Raw genomic sequence first — 19687 nt, 5'->3', positions numbered from 1 at the left:
AGCATGAGATTCGATTCCACGGTGAGGGTCATCGAATGAGTCGGTGGGGCTATTTCTTCCGACGGCTGGTGTTGGCCATTCCGGTCGTGGTGTTCGGTACCACGATCACGTTCGTGATGGTGCGGCTGGGACCGATCGACCCGGCGGCGGCGATCGTCGGGATGGGCGACCCGTCGGGCCTCGCACGGGTCCGACGGAACCTCGGACTGAACCAGCCGCTCTGGAAGCAGTATATCGAGTATATGGTGGATATGTTCACCTTCAATCTCGGTCAATCGTGGGTGATTCAGCCCGGTGTTCCGGCCTACGACCTCGTGGTGAGCTACGCGCCCCGGACGATTTGGCTCGGGTTCTGGTCGGTGCTGATCGCGCTGTTCGTCGGGATCCCGCTCGGGTTCTACGCCGGCCTCAATCCCAACACCGCCGGGGATTATTTCGCCTCCTTCGGCGGGATCGTCTGGCGTGCGATGCCGAACTTCTGGCTCGCCATCATCCTCGTCGCGGTGCTCACCAACTCCGGGCAGTTCTTCGCCGGCTTCGATTGGTCGAACTGGCTGATCTCGACCGATGTCGTGACGCCACCGAACCTCAACTTCCTCGCCAACCCGCTCGGTGCGATCACGAACCCGACCGATTGGTGGATCAGGGGTGGCGGTGATGGCTCGTTCCTCGCGGCGCTCAAGGTGATAGCCCCCGCGGCGATCGTGCTCGGTTCGGCCTCGATGGGCAACGAGATGCGGATCGGTCGGACCGCGGTGCTCGAAACCATCAACTCCGAGTACGTCGAGACCGCCCGCGCGAAGGGCGTCTCCGGCCGATCGATCGTCTGGAAACACGTCTTCCGGAACGCGCTGATCCCACTCGTCCCGATCATCACGGGTGAGGCGTTCCTCCTGATCGGCGGGTCCGTTCTGGTCGAGTCGGTGTTCGCGATCAACGGGATCGGGATGCTGTTCCTCCAGGCGGCGAAGAACGCCGACCTGCCGCTGGTCGGCGCGCTGATGTTCATCTTCATCCTGATAACGGTGTTCGCGAACATCCTCCAAGACCTGCTGTACACCCTCATCGACCCGCGCGTCGGTTACGAAAACGAGTAATCCATGAGTGATACACCTCTCGACGAAGAGAAACCGCTCCGTGAACGCATCGCCGCGAACCCACGACCCGCGCTCAAGTGGCTCCTCGGCGCGGTCGTCCTACTCGCCCTCGAACTCGGTGCGGTCGTCGGCGTCGTCATCAAGCTCCTCCTGACCGTGGCCCGTCTCGGCCCGCTCGCGCCGAACCCCGTGGCTGCCGCGCTCGCGAGTGCGGGCGAGGCCGCCGCCGGCATCCCCACGCTGCTCTCGCGTGCTCTGATCCCGAACGACGGCTTCCAGCCTGGGGGGACGGGCGCGTGGACCGGGACCTTCCTGGGGCTCGAACCCAAGTACGCGTGGCTGATCCGGGTCGTCCTGATCTACGTCTACGCGTTCGTCTGGCTCGGTTGGTTCTGGGTCGGCTACCGCTGGTTCCGCGAGCACTACCGCTACGCCGACTGGACGCCCCGTGACGACGTCGTCGACCGGCTCCGGGGCCACCGATGGGGACAGTTCGGGTTCGTGCTCGTGCTGACGTTCTTCATCATGGCGCTGTTCGCGCCGGCGCTCGGCCCGACGACGGTCGACGCCAACATCCAGAACCCCTACACCCACTACACGAAGTACTACGACGAAGAAACGGAGACGGTACAGAACGTCACCGTCGGGACCGCGAACCTCGGGTCGACCTCCCAGGGTGCCGGCGGTGAGAACGTCGGTCCCTGGACCTACGACGACTACAAACGATTCCATCCGTTCGGGACGATAACCAACGGAAAGGACCTCTTCACGTACATGGCGGCCGGAGCCCGGGTGTCGTTGATGATCGGACTGGTTTCGCTCCTCTTCAGTGCGGGCATCGCCAGTATCCTCGCGATGCTGACGGCGTACTACAAGGGGCTCGCCGACCTCGCCACCGTGATCGTCAGCGACTCGATCCAGGCGCTGCCGGTGTTGCTGGTTTTGATCCTCGCCTCGGCGGTCTTTTCCGGCACGTGGCTCGCCAACCTCTACAACGGGGCGGTGATGTTGATGCTCATCTTCTCGCTCACGTACTGGCCGTTCTTCTGGCGAGCGCTCCGTGGTCCCTCGCTCCAGGTCTCCGAAGAGGAGTGGATCGATGCCGCCAGGAGCTTCGGGCAGAAACCCCGGACCATCATGCAAAAGCACATGCTGCCGTACGTCACTGGCTATCTCCTGATCTACGCCTCGCTGACCCTCGGCGGGATCATCATCTCGGTCGCGGGGCTGTCGTACGTCGGGCTCGGCATCACCCCACCGACTCCCGAGTGGGGGACCGTGGTCGCCTCGGGGCAGCCCTACGTCGCCACCGCGTCGTGGCACATCTCGTTGATCCCCGGGATCATGATCACGCTGATCGTCATCGGGTTCAACGCGTTCGGCGACGGCATCCGCGACGCGCTCGACCCACAGAGTGAAGGTACCGACGGTGGCGAGGCCGCCATCGCCGGGGGTGGTGGCGCGTGAGCACCGGCACCGACGCGACGGGCGACACCCTCCGGTTCGACCGTCGCGACGAGGAACCGGTCCTCTCGGTCGACGGCCTGCGAACCGCCTTCTTCACGGACAAGGAGACCATTCGAGCGGTGGACGGCGTGAGCTTCGACGTCCACGACGGCGAGACCGTCGGGATCGTCGGCGAGTCCGGCTCGGGCAAGTCGGTGACCGCGCGGTCGATCATGGGGCTCACCCGGTCACCGGGGCGGGTGCTCGACGGCTCCATCCGGTTTCGCGACCCCGCCACCGTGGCGCGACTCGCGAACTCGTTCGGCGGACGAACCGTCGACGTGTCGGGGCTCTCCGACGACGAACGCGCCGACGCGATCGGCGAGGACGACTTCGTCTTCGTCGAGGAGTGGGACGGCGACGAGCCCGCGGCGGGCTACGTCGAGATCACCCGCGCGTCGCCGGCGGCGCTGCGGAAGCTCCGCGGGAAGGGGATCGCGATGATCTTCCAGGACCCGCTGAGCTCGCTCAACCCCGTCTACACCGTCGGGAACCAGATCAAGGAGGCCCTCCGGCTCCACCGGGGGCTCCGCGGCCAGGCGGCGACCGAGAAGGCGGTGGACCTCCTCGAAGCCGTCTCGATCCCCGACGCCAAACGACGGATCGGCGAGTATCCCCACCAGTTCTCGGGTGGCATGCGCCAGCGCGCGGTGATCGCGATGGCGCTCGCCTGCGAACCCGAACTCCTGATCTGCGACGAGCCGACCACCGCGCTCGACGTCACGATCCAGGCCCAGATCCTCGAACTCCTCGAGGAGATCCAAGAGGAACGCGGTCTCTCGATCGTCTTCATCACCCACGACATGGGCGTGATGGCGGAGGTCGCCGACCGCCTCAACGTGATGTACGCGGGCGAGGTGGTCGAGACCGCGCCGGTCGGCGAGGTGTTCGCGAACCCGAAACACCCCTACACGGAGGGGTTGCTCGAATCGATCCCCGGCCGGAACGTCGGCGAGGAGCGCCTCCGGACGATCGAGGGCGACGTACCGACGCCGAACGAGAAGCCGACCTACTGTCGGTTCGCGCCGCGGTGTCCCGAGGCGTTCGCCGAGTGCGACGCCGTCCACCCGGTCTCGGTGTCGGTGAACGACGCCGCGACCGACCACACCGCGGCGTGTCTACTCTACCCCGAGGACGTCTCGCGGGAGGAGGCGGTCGAGACCCACCGCGACCGTGGCGAGGCCAGCGAGGTGACGGTCGATGAGTGAGACCGTCCAGCGCGAGGAGGGCACCCAGCACGGCGAGGCGCTGGTCGAGGTCTCGAACCTGAAGACCTACTACGAGGACGGCGGGCTGCTCTCGAACGAGCCGGTGAAGGCGGTCGACGACGTCAGCCTCTCGATCGACCGGGGCGAGACCCTCGGCCTCGTTGGCGAATCCGGCTGTGGGAAGACGACCCTCGGGCGAACCCTGGTCCAGCTCGAAACCGCGACCGACGGCGAGGTGCTGTTCGACGGCACCGACGTCACCCGGCTCTCGGGCTCGGACCTGAAGGACTGGCGACGCAACGCCCAGATCGTCTTCCAGGACCCACAGTCGAGCCTCAACGACCGGATGACCGTCGGGGAGATCGTTCGCGAACCCCTCGACGTCCACGACTGGAAGGAACCCCGGGACCGTCGCCAGCGCGTGCGCGAACTCCTCGAAACCGTCGGGCTCCGCGAGGAACACTACTACCGATACCCCCACCAGTTCTCCGGTGGGCAGCGCCAGCGGGTCGGGATCGCGCGCGCGCTCGCGCTCGAACCCGAGTTCGTCGTGCTCGACGAACCCGTGAGCGCGCTCGACGTCTCGGTCCAGGCGAAGATCCTGAACCTCCTCGAGGACCTCCAGAACGAGTTCGGGCTGACCTACCTCTTCATCGCTCACGACCTCTCGGTGGTGCGCCACATCTGTGACCGGGTCGCCGTGATGTACCTCGGGAACATCATGGAGGTCGGCCCCGCCGAGGAACTGTTCGAGGACCCGGCGAACCCCTACACCCACGCGTTGCTGTCGGCGATCCCGGAACCCGACCCCGACACCGACAAGGAGCGGATCACGCTCCGGGGGACCCCGCCGTCGCCGCGCGACCCGCCCGCCGGCTGTCCGTTCAGCACGCGGTGTCCGGCGAAGATCCGCCCCGAGAAGTACCGCGACGCCGACGACGAACTCTGGGAGCGGATCGAGGTGTTTCAGGAGATCCTCCGCGAGCGAGAGCGCGCCGACCGGAGCCTCTCCGAATGCGCCCGGAGCCTCCTCGGGATGGAGACCCGCTTTTCGGACATCGAGGAGATCAACGAGGAGGTCTTCGGGGACGTCCAGGTCCCCACCGAGGTTCAGCGCCACATCGAGGAGGCCGAATCCCATGTCCGTGACGACGACGAGGAGGCGGCGCTCGCAACGCTCCTCGACGAGTTCGGGAGCGAGTGCGACGCCGAGACCCCCGCCCACCACGAGGTGAGTTCGGCGGGGCGGGTGAGCCTCTGTCACCGCCACAAACCCGACCACGACGAGCCCCAGGACGTCTTCGACCGGACCGTCTTCGAGGGCTGATGGCCCACCCCGACCGCCGGCCGCCGGTCGGATCGGCGGCCCACCGCGCACGCCAGGCGCTCGACGCGGCGACGTACGCCGTCGTGGTCGTCCTGTGTGTCGCGGCGGCCGCGGCGGTCGTGAGCCTCCCCCTCGGGTGGGGGCTGGTCGGCGTGAAGTACGCCCTCTTCTTCGCCGGGTTCCTCGTCTTCGGGGTCTCGACGCTGTGGCTCCGCCCGACCCCGCCGTGGAAGGACGACGAGGGCTCCGCCGGCCGACGCGAGGAGAGCCGGTTTCAGGCCGCCGTCCAGCGGGCCCCGCCGCTCCGGCGCTACGGATTGGTCCCGGACGACCGACTCTCGCCGGCCGCGAAGCTCTTCCTCTCGAGCCTCCTGATGCTCGCGGTCTCGTTCGCGCTGGAGACCGTCTTCGGCGTCACGGTGTAGCCGAGGGGCTTTATCCCCTGGGTCCCTGGCCCGGCACATGCCCGAGATCAGCGACGACCCCGACTCGGCCGACCGCGTCACGGCCAACGCCGACGCGCTCAAGAACGCGTGGGCGGCGACGCTCGACGACATGGAGGCGCTCGCGGCGGAGTACGCCGACGAGGGCTGGGAGACCATCACGGTCCCGGCGGGCCACACCGCCCCCGAACCGCCGGACAGCGGCGTCGAAGGACGGTTCGGGCTGGTCTACGTCATCCCCGGCGACCGCGCCGAGGACGTCGCGACGGCGATCGAGGCCGGCGAGTTCCCGCGCTACGACGTCTACCGCAACGAGGCCGGCGGCCAGGTCTTCCTGGTCACGGTGCTCACCGACCCCGACACCGAGACGGCGGTCTTCGTCGCGGGCGGGTTCGAGCGCCGGACGTCGCGGTCGCTACTGAGCGCCGTCCAGGATGCCGGGGTCATGTACACCCACCTCCAGAAGCTCGACGGCACGCCCGTCGGGTCGTTCGAACACGACGATCCTGGAAAGTTCTTCCCGGCGACCGACTTCACCGCGGGCGAGTAGGCCGACCACCGGCTCGGGACCCGTTCGTCCACGCCGTCCGGTGACGGGGTCCGCGACCGTTCACCGGCCGTCGGGGCTTCAGCGCGGCGCGCCACACCGTGGACAGATCGGCGGCCCCGGTTCGGGGAGCGCGACCCCGCAGTGGTGACACTCGCCGTCGGGCGCGCGGATCGCCGCGACGGCCGCCTCGGTGGTCCTCCCGACCGCCGCGACGGTTCCGATGTCCTCGAAAGAGTCCTCTCCCTCGTCGGACGCGGCGGTCGCGAACCGGGCGCGACGGGCGACGAACGACTCGTCGTCGGCGAACGAGACGAGTCGTGCCGCGTCGACGGGTGAGTCACCCGACGACCGGGCGAGCACGCCGTAGGCTTCGAGCGCCCGCCCGCGGACGTGTGGCTCTTCGTCGTCGAACCGGGCGAGGAGCGCCTCGGTCACGTCGGCGAGCGCCGTGGGATGGACACAGCCGACGACCAGCAGGGCGGTCGTGAGGTGGTAGCGCACGAGCGCGCTTCCGTCGTCGAGGTGGGCCGCGAGGTCCGGGAGGTGATGGCGGAGACGGTCGGGGTCGCCGAGGGTGACGTGTTCGAGCGCCTTCGCGAGCTTCTCACGGACCTCACTGCCCTCGAACGAGAGGCCGACCCGGAGGTCGGCGAGCACGGCGGGCGAGGCGACGGTTTCGGGTTGGGCGAGCGCGACGTAGCCGAGGGCCTCGGCCGACCGGGCGCGGACGTAGTAGAACTCCTCGTCGTCGGCGAGACGGGCGGCTAGCGCCGGGACCGATTGCACGACCGAATCGGGGTCGCCCGCAGCGACGGCGACGAACAGTTTCGCGGTCGAGAGCCGGACCGCGCGGCCGTCGTCGACGAGCAGCTCCTCGCAGGCCGAGAGCACGGGTGCGACCGAGTGCGGGTCGTCCTCGGCGGCGGCTTCGAACGCCTGCACCCGCCGCTTTCGCGTCTCGACGGGCGCGGTCCGGAGGGCTGTGGCGTGGGCGGCGAGCACCTCGCCACCGCGTTCGAGCGCGTCGGCGAACGAACACGACCCGGTCTCCGCTGGCTCCTCGGTCACGGTTGACTCCGGGGGAGGGTCCGAAAGCGAACGTGAAAACCCTTCGCCGAACCGGTCGACCATCGATCGGTTCGGCGGCGTTCGCGGCGCTCGGTCCACGCGGGACGGGAAGTGTAACGACTTTGTACGTGGGCGGCCCAGTGGGTCCATCATGAACGTCGCCGACGCGATGACGCCGCGCGATGCGCTCGTCACGGTCTCCATCCCCGGCACCCGCGACGACGCGCTCGAATACCTCCAGGAACGCGACTTCTCCTCGGTTCCCGTGGTGAAGGGCGAGGGCGACGAGGAGGAGTTCCGGGGGCTGGTCTCGCGTCAGACCCTGATCGAACACCCCGACGAGGATCAGCTCGCGCTCCTCGTCGAGGACGGCCCGACCACGACCGCCGACGCCACCATCGAGGACGTGGCGCAGTTGATGGTCGAGACCGGCGCGCGCCGGGTGCCCGTGGTGGACGGCGAGGCGCAGCACGCCTCGGGATCGAGCGGACAGAGCCCGCAGGACGGTCGACTGGAGGGTATCGTGACCATCACCGACGTGATCCGGGCGATCGCCGAGGGCGAGGTCGCGGGCGAGACCCAGGTCGGCGACCTCGCCTCCCGGACCGTGAACGCCGTCTACGCCGGCACGCCGCTCACGGTCGCCGAGCGCGAGCTCTCGCACTCGGGGGTCCCCTACGGCGTGGTGCTCGACGACGAGGGCGAGATGTGTGGCGTGCTCACCGAGGTCGACGTCCTCGACGTGGCGCGGGTCATCGACGGCGAGGCCGAGACCGGCGAGTCGATCGCCGACCAGGAGGCCGACTGGAAGTGGGAGGGGATCAAGGCGGTCGGCGGGCGCTACTTCCCGACCAGGAACGTCGAGATACCCGCCGACCCGGTCTGTGAGTTCATGACGAGCGACGTCGTGAGCGTCGGGACCACCCGGACCGCGCGCGAGGCCGCCCAGGAGATGCTCCGGAACGACATCGAGCAGATCCCGCTGGTGAGCGGCGGCGAGCTCGCCGGGATCGTCCGGGACATCGACCTCCTGGAGGCCGTTGATGAGTGAGACGGGGTCAGCTTCGGCGGGCGTCGACGCCGAGACCCTCGCCGAACTCGCCAAACGACGCGGCTTCTACTTCCCCGCGAACGAGGCCTACGGCGGCGCGAGCGGTTTCTACACCTACGGCCCGCAGGGCGCGGCGCTGAAGCGCAACCTCGAAGCCAGCTGGCGCGAGCGGTTCGTGACCCGCGAGGGCCACATGGAGATCTCGTCACCTACTGTGACGCCCGAACCCGTCTTCGAGGCCTCGGGCCATCTTGACGGGTTCGACGACATGATCGTCGAGTGTCCGGAGTGTGGGACCAGCCACCGGGCCGACCATCTCGTCGAGGGCGCCACCGACATCGAGGAGGCCGAGGCGCTCGGCACCGACCGGATCGGCGAGCTGATCGCCGAGCACGACATCGCGTGTCCCTCCTGTGGAACCCCACTCGCGGGCGAACCCGTCTCGGGCTTCAACCTGATGTTCGAGACCAACATCGGTCCCGGTTCCTCGTCGCCGGGGTACCTTCGACCCGAGACGGCCCAGGGGATGTTCGTGGAGTTCCCCCGACTGGCCGAGTACGCCCGAAACCAGCTCCCGTTCGGGGTCGCCCAGGTGGGGACCGGCTACCGCAACGAGATCAGCCCTCGGCGCTCGATCATCCGCGTCCGAGAGCTCGCGATGGCCGAACTCGAACAGTTCTACGACCCGGAGACCGATCACCCGCCCGTCGAACGGGTCGCGGACGTCTCGCTGCCGCTCTACTCGGCGGCCGCCCAGGAGAACGATGGCGAGATCGAGCATCTCACCGTACAGGAGGCGCTCGACACCGGGGTTGTCGCGAACGACTGGATCGCCTATTATCTCGGAGTCGCCGCGGAGTGGTACGAGTCGATCGGCGTCGACATGGACCGATTCCGCTACCGTCAGCACCTCGGCGACGAGCTCTCGCACTACGCCTCCGACTGCTGGGACGCCGAGACCGAACTCGACGGCAACTGGATCGAGGTCACGGGGTTCGCCGACCGGGGGACCTACGACCTCTCCCAGCACGACGACCACTCCGGTGAGGAGTTCACGGTGTTCAAGGCCTACGACGAGCCAGAGACCGTCGAACGACCCTCCGTCGACCCCGACATGAGCTACCTCGGGCCGGAGTTCGGCTCCGACGCTGGCCGGGTCGCCGAGGAACTCCAGGCACTCGCCGAGCGCGACTCGGCCGCGTTCGAAGGTGCAGAAGTGAGCGTCGAACTCGACGGCGAGAGCTATACCGTGCCGACGGAGCAGACCGGCTTCGCGGTGCGCGAGGAGACCATCCCCGGCGAACACGTCACGCCACACGTCATCGAACCCGCGTTCGGCGTCGACCGGCTGATCTACACCGTGCTCGACCACTCGTATCGCGAGGACGAGGTCGAAGGCGAGTCGAGGAGCTACCTCTCCCTGGCACCCGACCTCGCGCCGACGTTCGTCGGCGTGTTCCCGCTGATGGACAAGGATGGATTAGGCGAGCGCGCCCGCGAAGTCGCCGCCGACCTCCGTGAGGCGGGGCTCGCGGTGACCTACGACGACTCGGGCAACATCGGGCGGCGCTACCGCCGCCAGGACGAGATCGGGACGCCCTACTGCGTCACCGTTGATTACGACTCGCTCGAGGACGGTAGCGTGACGCTCCGCGAGCGCGACTCCACCGAGCAGACACGGGTCCCGATCGCGGAGCTCCCCGCGCGGCTCGCGGCGCTCCGGGCGGGCGGACCGTTCGAGGGCTGATGGCCAACGAGGTCGCGCGGCGTGCGGTCCACATGAGTGGCGTGGTGCTCCCCGGGGCCTACCTGCTCGGGGTCCTCAGCTACGCCCAGCTCCGCTGGACGTTCGTCGTCGCCTCCCTCGTCACGATCGGTCTCGAAGCGGTTCGACTGTTCGTCGGGCTCGACTGGCGGCTCTACGACGTGCTCACCCGCGAGTACGAACAGCGTAACCTCGCGGGCTACGCGCTCTACGTACTGGCCTCGACCGCGGTGGTGCTGGTCTTCGAACCCCGGGTCGCGCTTCCGGCGGTGTTGATGTTGATGGTCGCCGACCCGATCAGTGGGCTGCTCGGGTCGGGCGAACTCCGGGCCACGAAGGCCGCCTCGGTGATCGTCGTCACGTTCGCGGTCTGTCTCGTGCTCGCCTTCCCGTTCGTCCCCCTCCTCCCGGCGGTGCTCGGTGCGGCCGCCGCGACGTTCGCCGACGGCGTCAAACCCGTGCTTTGGGGCTACGTCATCGACGACAACGCCTCGATACCCGTGTTGGCGGCGGTCGGTATCGCGCTCGGGCTCTGGGTCACGGGGGGAGCGGTGCCGACCGTTTTGGGCTGAGTGGGTGAGTTCACTTCCGCTCGGGTCTGCGAACCCTTATTCGGGAGACGGTAGTAGACCGCCCAATGACGGCGACCGCCGACGAGATCGAGTCCATCGACCGCCCGCTGGTCGAACCGGGCGTGCTCGAACGCCGGCGCTACCAGGTCGACCTCGCGCGCTCGGCCGCGAGCGGGCACACCCTCGTCTGCCTCCCGACGGGCCTCGGGAAGACGACCGTGAGCCTGCTCGTGACCGCCGGCCGGCTCGCCGACGTCGGCGGCACCTCGCTCCTGCTCGCGCCGACCAAACCCCTCGTGACCCAGCACGCCGCGTTCTACCGCGAGGCGCTGACGATCCCCGACGATGAGATAGCGGTCTTCACCGGGGAGGTCAGCCCCGACGACCGGGCCGACCTCTGGGAGCGCGCGCAGATTGTGATCGCCACGCCACAGGTAGTCGAGAACGACCTCATCGGCAGCCGGATCGACCTTTCGAACACGACCCACCTCACCTTCGACGAGTGCCATCGCGCCTCCGGCAACTACGCCTACAACTACATCGCCGAGCGCTACCACGCGGACGCCGAGAACCCGCTCGTGACCGGGATGAGCGCCTCGCCTGGCGGCAACGAGGAGGGAATTCGGTCCGTCTGTGAGAACCTCGGCCTCGCCTCGGTGGCGGTGATGACTGAAGAGGACGCCGACGTGGCCCAATACACCCACAACACCGACGTCGAGTGGGAACGCGTGACGCTGCCCGACGAGATCCTCGCGATCCGGGACTCGCTGGTGGCCGTGATCGAGACCCGACTAGAACGACTGAAGGAACTCGGCGTGACCCGGACCACGAGCGCCGACGTCTCCCAGCGCGACCTCAACCGGATGCGCGGCGAGCTCCGGAAACTGATGGACAACGACCAGTCGGAGGGCTACGAGGGGATGAGCGTCCACGCCGAGGTGATGAAGCTCCGGCGGGCGGTCACGCTCGCCGAGACCCAGAGCGTGGAGTCCCTCCGGCGCTACTTCGAGCGCCAGCGCAACGCCGCGCGCTCGTCGGGTGCCTCGAAGGCGAGCCAGCGGCTGGTCTCGGACCCCAAGGTTCGTGAGGCGATGGAGCAAGCGGAGAGCTACGACGACCTCCACCCGAAGTTCCGCCGAACTCGTATCCTGCTGGCGCAGTGTCTCGGGATCGAGGGCGGCGAGCGCGTCATCGTCTTCACCGAGTCCCGGGACACCGCCGAGACCCTCACCGAGTTTTTGGGGGCGCACTTCGAGACGCGGAAGTTCGTCGGGCAGGGCGACAAGGAGGGCTCCGATGGGATGACCCAGACCGAACAGCAGGAGACCCTCGATGCGTTTCGAGCGGGCGAGTTCGAAGTGCTCGTCTCGACCTCCGTCGCCGAAGAGGGACTCGACGTGCCGGAGGTCGACCTCGTGCTCTTCTACGAACCCGTGCCGACCGCGATCCGGTCGATCCAGCGCAAGGGCCGGACGGGTCGGCAGGCCGAGGGTCGGGTGATGGTGCTGCTCGCCGAGGACACCCGCGACGAGGCCTACTTCTGGAAGTCCCGCCACGAGCAGTCGACGATGACCGACGAACTCCAGCGGTTGAAGGACTCGGCGGGCGAGATCGAGTCCGAGCTCGCCCAGCAGGGGCTCGACGCGTTCGGGGGCGAACCGAGCCCCGTGGCGGACACCGATGCCACCGAGTCCGACGCGGGAGCGACGACCGCGGGCGACGGCGGCCAGTCGGGGCTGACGGCCTTCGGTCCGCCGACGACCGACGAGGCCGACGTGGATCGAAGCGAGTCGGACGCGGACGGACTCGAGACGGCGGAGCGGGACGAGTCGGCCGGGGAGCAATCGGCTGAGGACGAACCGTCCGACGAGAGCGAGGGAATCGTCGCGACCGCGGCCGGCGAGGGCGAGACCATCGAGATCGTCGTGGACCAGCGCGAACTCGACGCCTCGATCGCGCGCGACCTCTCGACGCGGGAGGACTGCGAGACGCGGCTCGAAACCCTCGAAGTCGGTGACTACGTGCTCTCGGACCGGGTGGTGGTCGAGCGCAAGTCGGTGAGCGACTTCCTCGATACGCTCACCGGCGGGGATCGGTCCCTCTTCGACCAGGTCGGCGATGCCGCGCGCCACTACGCCCGACCAGTGGTTGTTATCGAGGGCGAGGACCTCTACGGCGAGCGCAACGTCCACCCGAACGCCATCCGGGGGGCGCTCGCGTCGCTGGCCGTGGATTTCGGTGCGAGCGTGCTTCGGACGACGGACGAGGCCGATACGGCCGACCTGCTCCACGTCATCGCGGGTCGCGAACAGGAGCTGGACGACCGCGAGGTCAGCGTCCACGGCGAGAAGGGTTCCAAAACCCTCGTCGAACAGCAGGAGTACGTCGTGAGCGCGATCGCGGACATCGGGCCCGTGACGGCGCGGGCGCTGCTCGACGAGTTCGGCACGGTCGAAGGCGTGATGATCGCGAACGAGGACGACCTGCTGGAGGTCTCGGGTGTGGGCCAAGTCACCGCCGAACGAATTCGGGAAGTCATCGGGAGCGACTACGAGCCGTAGGTGCCGTGTGGCGGTGGATGTGGTGCGGCAGCGGCGCGGCGGCTGTGCGGTGCGGCCGCGGCGGTCGCGGTCGGCGGTTCGGTTGCAAGCCTGGTGGATGAAGGGCGAGCGCGACCGGAGGGAGCGCGAGGGCTTCGGCGGAGGCGGTGCTGGAGGTTAGTGATTGTGCCGCGAGCGAGCCGGAGGCGAGTGAGCGGGCCGACGACTGACTAACAGGAAGGAGGAGGCTTTTGATCCACATTTTGCCAGGGAGGCCGCTTCGCGGCCGACCGTGGTTCGAGACGGCTTCGCCGTCTCGTCATCACGGAAGGCGCTTCGCGCCTTCCGAACGACAGCAAAAGGTGGGTTTTTATCGCGCGGACCGAACCGCGTCGAGCGCCTCGGCGGCCTCGCGCGCGGCGGCGAGGTGTTTCCGGGTTCGGCTGAGGTCCTCGGCGCGTTCGGCGGCGGCGGCCTGCTGGCGGAGGGTACGCGAGAGCGAGGCTTCGGTCGCCGCGAGGCCGTCCGTGGCTTCCGCCGGTTGGCTCGTGTCCGTTTGGTTCTGGGTACGAGGTTCGTCCGGCGTCTGCACGGGTGCCGACGGTGGGTTCTGTCCCTGGGCCGGCGCTGCAGCGGGGCCCGACGGGTCGGTTCGCTCTTGGGGCTGTGGTCGCTGTCCGTTGGCGGCCGACCCATCGCGTGGTGAGTCGCCAGCGGGTTGCTGATCGGTGGGGGCGGTAGGAGACGGAGCGTCCGCCGGTTCGGTTGCGGCGTCGGCAGTCGCGTTCTCGGGGGTCGAGTGTCCAGCGGTGTCGGCCTCCTGAACGGTTCGCTGGCAGGACGAACAGAAGGTCTGGCCGTCGTAGCGGAAGAGGGGGTTGCCGCACTCGTCGCAGTGGGTGTCGGTCATCGTCGCGCCCTGGAGGAGGAGTTCGCTCATGCGCTCGGTGGTCTCGCGGTCCTCTTCCTCCTCGGCGAAGCGTTCTTCGAGCTTCTTGCGCTCGGCTTCCTTGTCGAATTCGCTCATACTCGCCTCGACGGGACGGGATTCAAAAAGGACTGTGGGTACGCGCGTGTTCCCCAGTTCGACTCAGACCAGTACGTCGACGGCGTACCCGTTGGCTTCGAGTTCGTCGATGAGCGCCGTGACGTGCTCGCGGCCCCGGGTTTCGAGGTCGAGTTCGACCTCGGTCGCGGTCATCCCGATGTCGCGCGAGGTTCGGTCGTGTTTGATGGCGTAGATGTTCGCGCGCTGGCCGGCGATGATACCGATGAGGTGTTCGAGCGAACCGGGCTGGTCCTTGAGGGTCGTCCGGAGTCGGAGGTAGCGACCGGATTCCACGAGCCCCCGCATCACCACGGTTCGCAACATGTTGAGGTCGATGTTGCCTCCGCAGAGCGCCGGCACGATGACCTCGTCTTTCTCGTAGTCGAACGCGCCCGCGAGGACCGCGGCCATCGGGACCGCACCCGCCCCTTCCACGAGGGCTTTCGAGCGTTCGAGCAGCGTCGTGATCGCCACCGCGATCTCGGGGTCCGAGACGGTGACGACCTCGTCGACGCGCTCTTCGATCACCGAAAACGTCCGTTCGCCCACCCGTCGCGTCGCGATGCCGTCGGCGATGGTGTCGACTCCATCGAGGGTGTGCACGGAGCCCTTTTCGAGCGATTCCGCCACGCTCGATGCCCCCTCGGCCTGCACACCGATCACTCGGATATCCGAGTCGATCCCCTTCACGGCAGTCGCGATCCCGGAGATCAGCCCGCCGCCGCCGATCGGCACCACCACGGTATCGACCTCGGGGAGGTCGTCCATGATCTCGAGCCCGATCGTCCCCTGGCCCGCCATCACGAGCGGGTCGTCGAAGGCGTGGACGTAGGTCCGGCCCTCCTCGCGTTCGATCTCGTGGGCGCGGGCCTGGGCCTCGTCGTAATCCTCACCGTGGAGGACGACCCGCGCGCCGTAGCTTTCGGTGGCGCTGGCCTTCGCGATCGGGGCGTGTTCGGGCATCACGACCACGCTGTCGACGTCCGTACGCGTGGCGGCGAGCGCGACGCCCTGGGCGTGGTTGCCGGCGCTCGCGGTCACGACCCCCGCCGCCTGCTCGTCGGGCGAGAGGCTGGCTATCCGGTTGGTCGCGCCCCGGATCTTGAACGACCCGGTGCGCTGGAAGATCTCGAACTTGGGGTGGATCGACGCGCCGGAGAGGTCGGAGAGCGAGTAGGAGTATTCGAGCGGAGTGTGGCGGGCGACGCCGGCGACCACCTCGCGGGCGTCGCGGACGTCGGCGAGTTCGATCATGTGCCGTCTGCGCCGCTCGCCGGTATAGCTCTGGTGAAAACGGCGGTGGAGAGGCCGCCGACGCGTGTGACGCGTCGAACCTCCGCCCGGTACCGACTTCAACCCCACGAAAGCGGGGTGAAAGTGAAGGTGTCGTGACCGGTGGCCGAAACTGTGCGTTCCGAAGCCCTTTAGCCCGCGCCGAGGGTTACAGGAAACGATATGGTGAAAGTCAGCGTGGTCGGTGCGGCGGGCACGGTCGGTGCGGCGGCGGGCTACAACATCGCCCTGCGCGGGGTCGCCGACGAGATCGTCTTCGTCGACATCCCCGACCAGGAGGACACCACCGTGGGGCAGGCCGCCGACACGAACCACGGGATCGCCTACGACACCAGCACCGAGATCCGTCAGGGGACCTACGAGGACACCGCGGGCTCGGACGTCGTGGTCATCACGGCGGGGATCCCGCGCCAGCCCGGCCAGAGCCGGCTCGACCTCGGTGAGGACAACGCCCCGATCATCGCCGACATCGAGTCCTCGCTCGCCGAGCACACCGACGATTTCATCTCGGTGACCACCTCGAACCCGATGGACCTGCTGAACCGCCACCTCTACGAGACCGGCGACCGCCCGCGCGAACACGTGGTCGGCTTCGGCGGTCGGCTCGACTCCGCACGGTTCCGGTACGTGCTCGCCGACCGCTTCGACACCGAGGTCACGAACGTCGAGGCCAGCATTCTGGGCGAGCACGGCGACGCGCAGGTGCCCGTCTTCTCGAAGGTCCGCGTCGAGGGGACCGACCCCGAGTTCTCCGACGACGAGCGCGGGGACATCCTCGAGTCGCTCCAGCAGAGCGCGATGAACGTCATCGAGCGCAAGGGCGCGACCCAGTGGGGTCCCGCCACCGGCGTCGGCCACATGGTCGAGGCCATCGTCCGCGACACTGGCACCGTCCTCCCCGGCTCGATGGTGCTGGAGGGCGAGTACGGCCACGAGGGCGTCGGGCTCGGTGTGCCGGTCAAACTCACGAGTGACGGTGCGGAGGTCGTCGACTGGAACCTCTCGGAGTACGAACGCGAACAGCTCGGTCAGGCCGCCGACAAGCTCGCCGACCAGTACGACTCGATCGCGTAATCGGACCCGTTTTCCTTTCGAGCCGCGAACCCCGTCCGTGGAGTGTCACGTCCGGTACGAGGGCGACGACGACCCCGAGAAGTGCACGGCCAGAAAGCTCGCGCGCTTCGACCTCGTCGCCCTCCACCGCTCGGCCCGCGAGACGCCGTCGGGGATCGTCCTCGATCCCCACGCCGAGCAGGCGCTCTCGCCGGCCGACCGCCGGGACGGCGACAACCGGCTGGTCGCCCTCGACTGCTCGTGGGAGACCGCCGACGCGGAGCGCTTCTCGCTTCGCGGCCCCCACCGTGCGCTGCCGTTCCTCGTCGCCGCCAACCCCGTGAACTACGGTACGCCCTTCCAGCTCACCACCGCCGAGGCGCTCGCGGGTGCGTGTTGCGTTCTCGGCGAACGCGACGTCGCCGAGGCGCTCCTCTCGAAGTTCCGGTGGGGGCACACGTTCCTCGAACTCAACGACGAGCCCCTCCGGCGGTACGCCGCGTGTGCCGACTCGGCCGAGGTGGTCGCCGTCCAGTCCGAGTACCTCGCCGAGGCCGACTGAGCCGATCCGGCGTTTCGAAAACCCTTAACCCCACTGACCCGCGATGGAGCACATGGCACGATTCGAAGCGGCGGAGGAGCGCCTCCTCGCCAAGCAGATCTGTATGCGGTGCAACGCACGGAACCCCCCGCGGGCGAACAGCTGCCGGAAGTGTGGCTACAAGAAGCTCCGACGCAAGGCCCGCGAGCGCCGGAGCGCATAGACGGCTCTCGGGTCGTCCGGACTCGCCGAGGTTTAAGTCGGTCGGCGTCGATCCTCGGGCATGAAGCGAACCATCGAGACCGACGACGCCCCGGCGGCGGTCGGCGCGTACAGCCAGGCCGCAGCTACCGACTCCCTCGTTTTCACCGCGGGTCAGATCCCCTTCACTCCCGACGGGGAGTCGAAGGCCGACGCCCCGATAGCCGACCAGACCGAACTCGTGCTCGACAACGTGCGTGCCGTACTCGACGAAGCGGGGGTCGGACTCGACGACATCGTGAAGGTGACCATCTTCCTCGCCGACATCGACGACTTCGAGGAGATGAACGAGACCTACGCGACCTACTTCGACGACGAGCCCCCGGCCCGGAGCGCGGTCCAGGCCGGTGCGCTGCCGAAGGGTGTCGGCGTCGAGATCGAGGCGATCGCGACGCGCTCGTAGTGCGCCCGCGAACGAAATCCGGGTTGCTGTGGGGCGTGATCGGTGCGCTCGGCTTCCTCGTGCTGGTTCAGGCCGCCGAACTCGGTGGCGGGCTCGGGATCGGTCTCACCCCGAAACTCGGGCTCGCGGTCGTGGTGGGCGTGGTCACGGCCGCCACGAGCTACGTCCTCGAGACCTGGCTGGTGCGGAGCGAAAGGGCTTAACCGCCGACTCGGGTAGAACGACTGAGCCGGGATGGCCGAGTGGTAAGGCGCACGCCTGGAAAGCGTGTTCCCTTTGGGATCCGGGGTTCAAATCCCCGTCCCGGCGTATTTGATGACGAACGCACGTGAGGAGTCAAATCGCCACCGACGGGGATTTGTGCAGGGAGGTGAGCGAGCGGTGGGAGATGTGAGCGAAGCGAACATCTCCAGATAGCGAGCGGGAACGACCGTGTTCAAATCCCCGTCCCGGCGTTCTCGCGAACTTTGTGAGCGAGTACGGGGAGCAGCTTCGCTGCGACCACGCTTCTGCGACGAACGGACGTGTGGAGCGAAGCGCAAACGACGGGATTTGTGCAGACCGGGCGCGCGCAGCGAAGTGAGCACGTCCGGGCGAGTTCAAATCCCCGTCCCGGCGTTTTGTCGAGCAGAGCGAGACAAAGCAGGGAGCGGCTTCGCTGCGACCGTGTTTTGCCGAGCGAAGTCGTTCGAGACGGCGGAGCCGTCTCGTGATGACGAGAGAGTCTCGCTCTCTCGAACCACGAGGCAAAGCAGGGAGCAGCTTCGCTGCGACCGTGTTCTCGCGAACTTCGTGAGTAGGTGCAAGGAGCGGTTCGCCGAGCGGTGGATCCGGTCGGTACTCACTCACCGTCCCACTCGCCGCCGACACGGTCCACGCCCATCATCGCGTCGCCGTGGTGCTCGGTGAAGACGACCTTCATGTTCTCGTCGGGAACGTCGAACCGATCCCGAGCGTACTCCATGACCGCGAGAGCGAACGCCCGCTTGCGTTCGAACGAGCGTCCACGGCGGATCTCGGCGTCGAGGAACAGCTTCGGGCCGTCGACGGCCCGACCGAGGTGGAGTGCCGACTCGTCGTGGTCTCGAACGGTTACCGCGACGTGACCGGCGGTCGTCTCCATCTCCTCCGTGTAGCATTCGGTGACCCGCTCGGCGAACTCGGTTCTCTCGGTCCCCGACAGCGACAACGTCGTGTCGAACTGCAACAACGGCATAGCACGACTCGATCCGGTCGGTGCTTATCGGTTCTGGCGACCGCGAGGAGGTCGCTTCGAACGAGCGTCGCAGCGTGTCGGCGGTCGGAGTGGAACGTGACGACGTGAGCGCCGAGCGCACGGACGCTACGACGGAGCTGCACACGACGACCGGGTCGGGGTGGGACAGACAACGGGCTTAATTCCCCGGCCCGCAAGCCTCCGCACGATGGCAGATCCCACGCGAACCCACGCGACCTACACGGTGTTGAACTTCCAGGAACACCTCGGCGAGAGCGCCGACGGCCTCGACGTGCCGTGGGCGGAGTTCGTCGGCAATCACCGGTCCTCGAAGCTCGAATTCGAGGTTCCGACCGACAGCTCCACCGAACCGTACCTCGAATGTCAGCTCTTCGAGGTCGGCGACTACGGCCACGAGATCATGGTCAACGGCGACGCCCTCTCGGGGTTCGACGTACCACCATCGCCGGGCTGGCAGTATTGGATGGACACCATCACGGGGGCCGAACTCGTCGAGGGCACCAACACGATCCAGTTCGTCCGCGACGCGGAGGCCCGTGACGACTTCGTGGTCGGCTCGGTGGTCATCCACTGGAAGGAACCGCTCGACCGATAGACCGGTTATAAATTCCGTTCGAGAGCCGTCCACCGCTCTCCATCGGTACGTTACCGATCCGCACGACAAACGACCCGTTTCCACGCAGTCCCCGGGTTTTCCCGGCCTCTGGTTCGGAGACGGGGACGA

Annotated in this window: 20 protein-coding genes and 1 tRNA gene; 17 read left to right on the top strand and 4 right to left on the bottom strand. The window is 67.9% G+C overall.

Annotated features, from left to right (window positions below):
• Nucleotides 1-35 precede the first annotated feature (35 nt).
• The 6 genes from GT355_RS09035 to GT355_RS09010 are packed head-to-tail and all read left to right on the top strand — an operon-like array spanning nt 36 to nt 6131.
• Nucleotides 36-1097, top strand: coding sequence for an ABC transporter permease (locus tag GT355_RS09035; protein ID WP_160134333.1), 1062 nt, complete (start codon nt 36-38; stop codon nt 1095-1097).
• A gap of 3 nt (nt 1098-1100) precedes the next feature.
• Nucleotides 1101-2564 carry an ABC transporter permease gene (locus tag GT355_RS09030; RefSeq protein WP_160134332.1) on the top strand — a complete coding sequence of 488 codons (1464 nt, stop codon included), beginning with the start codon at nt 1101-1103 and terminating at the stop codon, nt 2562-2564.
• Nucleotides 2561-3811 carry an ABC transporter ATP-binding protein gene (locus tag GT355_RS09025; protein ID WP_160134331.1) on the top strand — a complete coding sequence of 417 codons (1251 nt, stop codon included), beginning with the start codon at nt 2561-2563 and terminating at the stop codon, nt 3809-3811. Before GT355_RS09030 ends, GT355_RS09025 begins: the two co-directional genes overlap by 4 nt.
• Entirely contained in the window at nt 3804-5138 is a 1335-nt protein-coding gene (locus tag GT355_RS09020) for an ABC transporter ATP-binding protein (protein WP_160134330.1), read from the top strand. Before GT355_RS09025 ends, GT355_RS09020 begins: the two co-directional genes overlap by 8 nt.
• On the top strand, nt 5138-5563 hold the full coding sequence (locus tag GT355_RS09015; protein WP_160134329.1) for a DUF7555 family protein: 426 nt from the start codon (nt 5138-5140) through the stop codon (nt 5561-5563). The genes GT355_RS09020 and GT355_RS09015 overlap by 1 nt, the downstream gene beginning before the upstream one ends.
• 37 nt (nt 5564-5600) lie before the next feature.
• Nucleotides 5601-6131 (top strand): DUF7529 family protein, encoded by a 531-nt coding sequence (locus tag GT355_RS09010; protein WP_160134328.1) that lies wholly within the window; start codon nt 5601-5603, stop codon nt 6129-6131.
• 78 nt (nt 6132-6209) lie between these two features.
• Here the strand turns inward: GT355_RS09010 and GT355_RS09005 are convergent, their stop codons facing one another.
• On the bottom strand, nt 6210-7199 hold the full coding sequence (locus GT355_RS09005; RefSeq protein WP_160134327.1) for a HEAT repeat domain-containing protein: 990 nt from the start codon (nt 7197-7199) through the stop codon (nt 6210-6212).
• Nucleotides 7200-7350: 151 nt separating this feature from the next.
• Between GT355_RS09005 and GT355_RS09000 the strand changes: the two genes are divergently transcribed.
• The 4 genes from GT355_RS09000 to GT355_RS08985 all read left to right on the top strand — a co-directional run bounded on the left by GT355_RS09000 (nt 7351) and on the right by GT355_RS08985 (nt 13148).
• The gene (locus GT355_RS09000; protein WP_160134326.1) at nt 7351-8250 is read left to right on the top strand and encodes a CBS domain-containing protein; all 900 of its coding nucleotides are present in this window, start codon (nt 7351-7353) and stop codon (nt 8248-8250) included.
• A complete protein-coding gene (glyS, locus tag GT355_RS08995) occupies nt 8243-9997 on the top strand; it encodes a glycine--tRNA ligase (RefSeq protein WP_160134325.1) in 1755 nt (584 codons plus the stop codon). The genes GT355_RS09000 and glyS overlap by 8 nt, the downstream gene beginning before the upstream one ends.
• Nucleotides 9997-10587, top strand: a complete 591-nt coding sequence (locus tag GT355_RS08990) for a diacylglycerol/polyprenol kinase family protein (RefSeq protein ID WP_160134324.1) — start codon at nt 9997-9999, stop codon at nt 10585-10587. The genes glyS and GT355_RS08990 overlap by 1 nt, the downstream gene beginning before the upstream one ends.
• A gap of 65 nt (nt 10588-10652) precedes the next feature.
• A complete protein-coding gene (locus tag GT355_RS08985) occupies nt 10653-13148 on the top strand; it encodes a DEAD/DEAH box helicase (protein ID WP_160134323.1) in 2496 nt (831 codons plus the stop codon).
• 349 nt (nt 13149-13497) lie between these two features.
• Here GT355_RS08985 and GT355_RS08980 read toward each other — a convergent pair whose 3' ends face one another.
• Entirely contained in the window at nt 13498-14154 is a 657-nt protein-coding gene (locus tag GT355_RS08980; RefSeq protein ID WP_160134322.1) for an Sjogren's syndrome/scleroderma autoantigen 1 family protein, read from the bottom strand.
• A 63-nt stretch (nt 14155-14217) separates the two neighbouring features.
• The gene (ilvA, locus tag GT355_RS08975) at nt 14218-15429 is read right to left on the bottom strand and encodes a threonine ammonia-lyase (protein WP_160134321.1); all 1212 of its coding nucleotides are present in this window, start codon (nt 15427-15429) and stop codon (nt 14218-14220) included.
• Between the two features lie 201 nt (nt 15430-15630).
• Between ilvA and mdh the strand changes: the two genes are divergently transcribed.
• The 6 genes from mdh to GT355_RS08945 all read left to right on the top strand — a co-directional run bounded on the left by mdh (nt 15631) and on the right by GT355_RS08945 (nt 18035).
• Complete coding sequence (gene mdh / locus GT355_RS08970; protein WP_120071956.1) at nt 15631-16542, top strand: malate dehydrogenase; 912 nt, start codon at nt 15631-15633, stop codon at nt 16540-16542.
• A gap of 37 nt (nt 16543-16579) precedes the next feature.
• Nucleotides 16580-17083, top strand: a complete 504-nt coding sequence (locus tag GT355_RS08965; RefSeq protein WP_160134320.1) for a DUF367 family protein — start codon at nt 16580-16582, stop codon at nt 17081-17083.
• A gap of 52 nt (nt 17084-17135) precedes the next feature.
• Nucleotides 17136-17285: a 50S ribosomal protein L40e gene (locus GT355_RS08960; RefSeq protein WP_120072049.1), complete on the top strand. Its 150-nt coding sequence runs from the start codon at nt 17136-17138 to the stop codon at nt 17283-17285.
• Nucleotides 17286-17345: 60 nt separating this feature from the next.
• Nucleotides 17346-17726, top strand: coding sequence for a Rid family detoxifying hydrolase (locus GT355_RS08955; protein WP_160134319.1), 381 nt, complete (start codon nt 17346-17348; stop codon nt 17724-17726).
• The gene (locus GT355_RS08950; RefSeq protein WP_120071961.1) at nt 17726-17929 is read left to right on the top strand and encodes a DUF7981 family protein; all 204 of its coding nucleotides are present in this window, start codon (nt 17726-17728) and stop codon (nt 17927-17929) included. The genes GT355_RS08955 and GT355_RS08950 overlap by 1 nt, the downstream gene beginning before the upstream one ends.
• A gap of 25 nt (nt 17930-17954) precedes the next feature.
• Nucleotides 17955-18035: transfer RNA gene (locus tag GT355_RS08945), tRNA-Ser, on the top strand.
• 532 nt (nt 18036-18567) lie between these two features.
• Here the strand turns inward: GT355_RS08945 and GT355_RS08940 are convergent.
• Complete coding sequence (locus GT355_RS08940) at nt 18568-18942, bottom strand: tautomerase (protein WP_160134318.1); 375 nt, start codon at nt 18940-18942, stop codon at nt 18568-18570.
• A 208-nt stretch (nt 18943-19150) separates the two neighbouring features.
• Here GT355_RS08940 and GT355_RS08935 point away from each other — a divergent pair, with 208 nt between their 5' ends.
• Nucleotides 19151-19558, top strand: a complete 408-nt coding sequence (locus GT355_RS08935) for a DUF7383 domain-containing protein (protein WP_160134317.1) — start codon at nt 19151-19153, stop codon at nt 19556-19558.
• The last annotated feature ends 129 nt before the right edge of the window (nt 19559-19687 follow it).

This window comes from Halococcus salsus (assembly GCF_009900715.1).
Lineage (GTDB): Archaea > Halobacteriota > Halobacteria > Halobacteriales > Halococcaceae > Halococcus > Halococcus salsus.
This window is presented reverse-complemented; position numbering and strand designations above follow the sequence as displayed.